The 6,596-nt window shown below is 46.0% G+C and carries 7 protein-coding genes; 4 read left to right on the top strand and 3 right to left on the bottom strand.

Annotated features, from left to right (window positions below; all coding sequences use genetic code 11):
* Nucleotides 1–225 (bottom strand): helix-turn-helix transcriptional regulator (locus DW724_RS03675; protein WP_118760692.1); only part of this gene is annotated, 225 nt, incomplete at its 3' end.
* A gap of 573 nt (nucleotides 226–798) precedes the next feature.
* Between DW724_RS03675 and DW724_RS03670 the strand changes: the two genes are divergently transcribed.
* The 3 genes from DW724_RS03670 to DW724_RS03660 are packed head-to-tail and all read left to right on the top strand — an operon-like array spanning nucleotide 799 to nucleotide 4,072.
* Nucleotides 799–1,944: a DUF4474 domain-containing protein gene (locus DW724_RS03670; RefSeq protein ID WP_330426314.1), complete on the top strand. Its 1,146-nt coding sequence runs from the start codon at nucleotides 799–801 to the stop codon at nucleotides 1,942–1,944.
* A complete protein-coding gene (locus tag DW724_RS03665) occupies nucleotides 1,941–3,446 on the top strand; it encodes an ankyrin repeat domain-containing protein (protein WP_117750760.1) in 1,506 nt (501 codons plus the stop codon). The genes DW724_RS03670 and DW724_RS03665 overlap by 4 nt, the downstream gene beginning before the upstream one ends.
* Nucleotides 3,443–4,072, top strand: a complete 630-nt coding sequence (locus tag DW724_RS03660; RefSeq protein ID WP_118564105.1) for a hypothetical protein — start codon at nucleotides 3,443–3,445, stop codon at nucleotides 4,070–4,072. The genes DW724_RS03665 and DW724_RS03660 overlap by 4 nt, the downstream gene beginning before the upstream one ends.
* 109 nt (nucleotides 4,073–4,181) lie before the next feature.
* On the opposite strand, the gene DW724_RS03655 is transcribed toward DW724_RS03660, so the two are convergent.
* Nucleotides 4,182–5,543, bottom strand: coding sequence for a relaxase/mobilization nuclease domain-containing protein (locus tag DW724_RS03655; RefSeq protein WP_243105681.1), 1,362 nt, complete (start codon nucleotides 5,541–5,543; stop codon nucleotides 4,182–4,184).
* Between the two features lie 149 nt (nucleotides 5,544–5,692).
* On the opposite strand from DW724_RS03655, the gene DW724_RS03650 reads away from it, so the two are divergent.
* Nucleotides 5,693–6,262 (top strand): hypothetical protein, encoded by a 570-nt coding sequence (locus DW724_RS03650; RefSeq protein ID WP_117750757.1) that lies wholly within the window; start codon nucleotides 5,693–5,695, stop codon nucleotides 6,260–6,262.
* Between the two features lie 38 nt (nucleotides 6,263–6,300).
* Here the strand turns inward: DW724_RS03650 and DW724_RS03645 are convergent, their stop codons facing one another.
* The gene (locus tag DW724_RS03645) at nucleotides 6,301–6,582 is read right to left on the bottom strand and encodes a CD1845 family protein (protein ID WP_118760689.1); all 282 of its coding nucleotides are present in this window, start codon (nucleotides 6,580–6,582) and stop codon (nucleotides 6,301–6,303) included.
* Nucleotides 6,583–6,596: the final 14 nt, after the last annotated feature.

Raw genomic sequence — 6,596 nt, 5'->3', positions numbered from 1 at the left:
GCGGCGCGTCTTACGAAGCTGTGCGCCCCATTTCATGCGGTTCTGTTCGTGATTGAAGAGTGCCTGCTGCAAACTTTCGTATACCCAATCGGACGGAATACCGTTGTCGTTTTCAATGTCACGCAGATAGCGAACGCTGATACCGGCACGCTGGGCGAGTTCGTCTTGCGTTAAACCAAGTTCCAGACGCGAGGTTTTAATATATTCACTGATAGTGCTGTTCATAAGACAGGCTCCTTTCTATGTCAAATACCCTAACCCGGAAGTTTCGGACACTGCCGAATCGCTGATTACGAGGTTTCCGGCATGGGGTCTTAGGTTTTTGTAGTTTCTTGTTGTAGTTCCACCCCCCTGTTAGATACAGGGGGTTCAAGGCAAGGGACGCGGCTGCACCGCGTCCCAACAGCACCGCGCCCGACTTCGCTTGCGGCTTACGCGCTGCACGCCACAGCTTGCCGGTCGGGTGCTGTGACAGGCTGAATAGCCTAATTCGGAGTAAACAAAAACCGCCCTCTGAATGTAACTTCAAAGGACGGCTTTCCGTCTTGGTTTGTTCGTTTGTGATTGACTTCGTTGTTGCTGACTGAACCATCTTCCGTAGAGTGTTTGCACCAGAAAGTGTACCAAAGTATTTAACACCAGTTAACACCAGATGAACATTCCTGTACATTTCGATAACTTTGTAACCTTGGTTCGGTTTTACTACATTCGGGATTCAGAACAGATAAAAATTAGAAAATCATTTGACTTTTCTCCATATAATTGTTATAAAATAGAGATAAGCGTAATGACAAAAGGCTGACACCAATTTTCGGGAAGAGCACCCCGCTGACCGAAACCTACACGGATACGAATTTCAGTGGCATTGACAACGCCAACAATTTCACCGGCTACACTTGGGACGAAGTGCTTGACCTGTATTTCGCGCAGAATCGCTTCTACGATCCTGCCGACCACCGGTTCACGCAGGAAGACCCCATCAAGGACGGCGAGAATTGGTATGGGTATTGCGGAAATAGTGCATTAAGCCGTGTTGATCCATATGGATGGGAACAAATTCAAATTCGTGAATTTGTAGAAAAGAAGAATGGTACTATCAGTTGGAATTCCCGAAAGAATAATCTGACGATAAAACTGAATGGTACATATTACTACTTGCCGTGTAATTCTGGGTATATTTGGAAATACAATGGTCATTTTTATACAACTGACGCATATCTATATCAAGCATTGAAATTGAATCGCCCCACAATATGGATCGATCCGCTTCCTAATGCTGCATTCAAGAAAGATACAAAAAATGGTGTATGGTATGCTGCTGTGAATGCTCCACAAAGAGGTGCAGGTTACAATGACTTCTATGATTTTGCGTTTCAAATCTGTAACTATACTCGATTTGAAGCATTTTTCACGGCATCGACCAAGGCTGGAGTACCAAAGGAATGGCGCATCGAAGGCTGGAAAGGAAATTACTTAAATATGGGCATAGGTGGTGAAATTGGTCTGTATTATCGCTCAATAAATACAGTAGATCATTCGTTGTCACTGGACTATTCATCTCTCTATTCCGATAATAACAAAAGATATTTCAAATCTTTACTATGCGACCGTCTTAACCACTATAGTGCGGTGGCAGATACGGATATGATGCTTATGCAGTTTGATCTGTATAAAGGTAGTTATAATCCTCGTAATCTGCTGTTCATTCGCCCAGCGACAACACATTGGTGGATTACAGGTTTTAGACCAAGTACAGAAATTGTAAATTGCCTTGATTTAACAATGGTTGGTAGCATTACCTTCCCGTCGCGTGATGTAGCGAATGCATTTATGAGAACGGTTAAACCTAAGCCGAGTTCCCGAAATAGCAAACTTTCCAATAAAATGACTACACAACTAACAAATACCAAAGTGTCATTCACTTGGGGAGGATATAATAAATGAGACACTTGAGATATTTTCTGTTCTTTTCGGGGATGCTTTTCTTGCTAACCGGTTGTCGTCCGGATTATGAACAAGCGCTGGACAATATGCAGGCAACGCAACGACTTGTATCAGCGGTTGTTCACCCCAATTATGATGCAATTCAGGAGGCGGCGACAGAGGGCGCAAATATGAACCGCATATGGGTAAATGGAGCATTTACAAGCCCAATCCTATGCGTATGGCAGACAACCCCTCGTCCATTGTTTCTGGAACAGATGCTGAAAAACGGGAGCGATGTGAATTATGCGGACCGGAACGGCAACACCCTGCTGATGTATGCGTCAGGTTATGAACCGCAGAAATATGGATTTTTGCCGGGAAAGGGAAATTATTCGTCCGCTGATTATGCGGAACTGTTTTTACGATACGACGCAGATGTATCGCAGCAGAATAAAGAAGGTTGGACAGCGTTAGATTACGCCGTCCAACTGGATGACGATATGGCGGCAATGAACCTGTTGCTTTCCTATGGTGCAGAGGTGACACCTGTGGTGCTATCTCATGCACTGGATTTTGAAGGCGCGTATACCCATTATCAGCGGATTCATAAATTAGTTGCTTTGCTGGATTCGTCGCAGACGAGCACAATTCTCACGCCAATCTTTGATGCTGCGATTCGCGGTGACAATGCGACGGTGCAGGAATTGGCGACGAAAACCGATCTTTCTGAGGCAGAGCGATTGCAAACGCTTTGTCACGCCGTTGCCTTCTGCAATGCTGATACTGTCAGATTATTGCTTGCGGATGGTTTTGGAACCATTCAGACCATAGATGCCGCTGACAACACGCTGTTGCAAATCGCAGCGATGCAGAACAATACCGATGTGATGAACTTCCTGCTGAAACAGGGATCATGGGACACCGAAAGCCGTGATGCGGCATTGTGCACCGCAATTCGAAACAACAGCACGGAGGCTTGCCGACTTTTACTGGACAGTGGCACTCCGGTCATTACCGGGACAGTAAGTATCTGGGAAGTGTTTGATAATATTATGGACGGTGCATCCGAAAACGGCAATGTTGAAATTACGCAGATGCTGATCCAGCATGGCTATCCCGTGAACGAAACCACGGCATGGTATGCGATGAAAAACGCAGCAAGGACCGGACAAACAGCAATTATTCAATATTGGGTTTCGCTCGGATACGATCCGGACTACCATTCAGATGACACGAACGGAGATTCCAGTGTCCTGCAGGACGCCTGCTGGGCAGAACAGATAGAAACCGTGCAATATCTACTGGACATCGGCTGCGATGTCAACGCAGCACAGAGATGTTTACCGATGGCTGTTGAAACCGGAAACATTGCACTGGTCAAGTTGCTATTAGAGCACGGTGCTGCTGTGGATGAAAGTACTGTATTTGATGATGGCTCCGCGGAGCGTACTCCAAAAGAAGGCGCAGAATTATATGGATTTGGTGAAATTTTAGAATTGTTGGAGCAATATCAGCAGTGAAAGAAATAATAAGCACAGATAAAGTGATCTGCGCCTACACAGTGGGATATTCGTGCATCCTTGCATTTGTGTCCTTATTGGCAGCGCAAAGCTATGTTTGGATTCCGCAAATTCCGTTCTTTTATCTCTTGATTATTCCGCTTTTTGTATTACAGGCTGTGTGCTTTCGTTACGGTTCTGATAAACGGTTCATGAAAATCCTGTATTGGATAAATTGGGGCATTTTCAGTATTCTTGCAGTCAGCATAACTCCGCTACTTGGAACGCAGTATTTGTGGATATATCATGGCTTGCTGCTACTCTGCTGCGGCAATCAGTATAGGATGTGTGTACCGAAAGCTCTGATACTGTTAGGAACCACCATCGTTCAATTAGTACGCATCGTACTCAAGACGCATAGAAGTCTATGGGCGATTGTGGTATCCCAAGCAGTTTCCGTTCTTATATCCTGTATATTTATTTTTCAGCCATACCCGCCCATTCAATATGCGGACGATATTGTGCGTATAGGTGTGCTGCCAGACAGCGAATTTCACGATATCAATTTCTTTTGTGTAGACAACAGTATTGATTTGCAAATCGGCGTTTTGGTTCAGCTGGGTGAGTATTACGAGGCATTTGGTTGAGAACTGCGGTGGCTGTGCATAGAGTCGCCATCTCCATTACATTACGACAAAGCACACGAGTCTTAATACAGAAAAAAGTGCCGGTGGATTTTTCCATCGGCACTTTACATTATCTCGCCTGCGATTGCTCGATCCGGCGTTTTTCCGCTTCACGCTCCTGCTGTGCAGCATCGATTTGAAGCAAGCTGTCCACATTCTTCTTTATGGTTTCCAGCTCCTGTGTCTGCTGCTTCAGCGGACGGTATTCCGCATAGGCAACACGCTTTTTCTCCAGCAGTTCCTTGTACTCAGCCTGCAAATCCTTTATTGCAGGCAGTTTCTTCTCGCCGTATTCCTCAAACGCCTGCTTCGCTGCGCGGTGCAGCATCAGTTCATCCTCATGTGCTGAGGCAAACGCCGCCTTCTTCGCGGCTGGCAGCTTGCGGTATTGCAGATAGATGTCGCGGGTCTTGGCATAGTTCACGATATGCGTCCGCAGATCCGCAATGCGCTCCATGCGCTGCTCATATTGCCGGATCGTTGTCACTGCCGCATCTCGTTTTGCGATCTGCTCCGCCGCCAGTTTTTCCAGTGCGGCGTACTCCGTGATCCCGTGCTCGGTGAGGTAGGTTAGCGTCTTTGCCGCTTCTTTCAAATTATGGACCTTCAGCCAACGCTCATACCCCGGACCGCGCCCGCGCAGACGGCTTTGAATATCCACGATGAGGTTGATTTTCGCAGGGTCAGCCGTTCGCCCGGTGCGGCTTTTTGCGTGAATCAGTGGCTTGCCGACACGCTCTCGCAGCGCTTCTTCTGTGTAGTCTGCGCCCAATGTTTTCGCTCTGGTGTAACGCTCCTGTCCGGCACCGACTGCGCGGAATTTCAGGTACTTGCCGTCCTGCCGAACTTCGTATCCCTCGCGGCGCATTGCAGCGAGAAAATCATCAAAAGTGAGGACGGTCGGAAGAACGCGGTCAATGGTATTTTTGAGCGCCGCCTTCCAGCTTGTTCCCCTGCGCTCGTTTGCCCATTCCGCATAGTGCTGCCCCTTTTCCTTTGGCTTGGAAATGACAGACAGACCATGCTCCGCGCACAGTCTGTCGCTGATTTTCCGAATCGTTCGGTAGGTATCTTTGTAATTGTTGAATTTGTGGGTACAGTCCAGTGTCGTGCTGTTGAACTCGATGTGACAGTGGATATGATGCCGGTCCGTATGGGTCGCAACAACGAACTGATGCTGTCCCTCGGTGAACTCCATCGCAAGCTGATACCCCAGTTCCGTTGCTTCCTCCGGTGTGATCTCACCCGGCTTGAAGGACTGGATCAGCAGATAGGAAATAACATCTTCCTTCGGCTTGCGCGTCCGTCCGGTGATGGATGAGTAAATCTGCTTGCTGACGGTAAATTCCTTCCAAGCGGTATCAGCATTGCACTGATAGGTTTTCACCAGCAGACCATCCCGCGTCTTGTCTGGATTTTCATTGTAATCCAAGCGGTCTTTGAGTATCTGCGCGATGCTTTTTCCCTCGCTGGCGTGTCGGGGTTTGATTTTTGTTATTGACATTTTAACCAATCTATATCACAATATTATGTATACTTTAACCATCGGAGGATAAGACAATTAAATTACTAAGACGCACATTGGTTTTTATCATCGCAATTATTATTGCCTGTATCGACCTTGGAAAAGCAATTTTTCACTCTTTAGGAAATTACAAAAAACTTCTCACTTTGCTATATGTAGCGATTTTTTATCCAATCTTACTTTGTGGTATTTCATTATTACCCTTTATCTCAACGACTGATTCGCTTCTTAATTCGATAATCAGTGGAGATTCATCCAGCCTTATTGGCGAAATTTTAATTATTGGAATTCTTTCGCTTATTATCAGTTTGTTTGTCAACGGATTTTTAGAATTATCTGCATATTTTCTTCATCTTGATCAATGGTTTATTCAGCTGTTTGGACTCCAACAAAGTTGCTGTTCTGCCCAGATGACCATTGCTTCATTTGGTGCATTATGGGTCGCTGCAACGATGGATAGTTTTGCTCAAAGTTCAGAAGCGAATCAACTGTTGCTGATGATCAGCGTTTCACTCTTTATCAGCTCTCTATTTTCATCAGCATATAGATATTTTGTGCACTCGAAAAACATAATTCCAAATATCTATAAAACTACAATACAATACTGGAATGCCTATAAGGACTAATAAAAAGTGCGAAACCATATGGTATCGCACTTTTACATTTATATCGCTGCAATCGCGTCTTTTACATTTTCTACCCGGTCAATGATCCACTCCGCTGCCAGCGGCAGACCGAAAGGACTGAGCAGCCATGCGGTGATGATGCCAACGCCCACATTGAAATAGTCCTTTTCAAACAGCGCCACGATGCCCAGCGCAAAGAATACAAAGGATGCAAGGCTCAGGACACCGGATGAGAACCAGCACAGTGCGCGGCAGAACCAAACCAGCATCGACAGAACAAATACAACCGGGAACAACAAAATCTTGAATACGATCCTCATCTTTCCAAACCTCC

The organism is Butyricicoccus sp. AM27-36 (genome assembly GCF_003480945.1).
Lineage (GTDB): Bacteria > Bacillota > Clostridia > Oscillospirales > Butyricicoccaceae > Agathobaculum > Agathobaculum butyriciproducens.
This window is presented reverse-complemented; position numbering and strand designations above follow the sequence as displayed.

What these genes read in the sequence shown, in the direction of transcription:
- DW724_RS03665 (WP_117750760.1), top strand. Translation starts at nt 1,941, where the DNA reads ATGAGACACTTGAGATATTTTCTGTTCTTTTCGGGGATGCTTTTCTTG.
- DW724_RS03645 (WP_118760689.1), bottom strand. Translation starts at nt 6,582, where the DNA reads ATGAGGATCGTATTCAAGATTTTGTTGTTCCCGGTTGTATTTGTTCTG.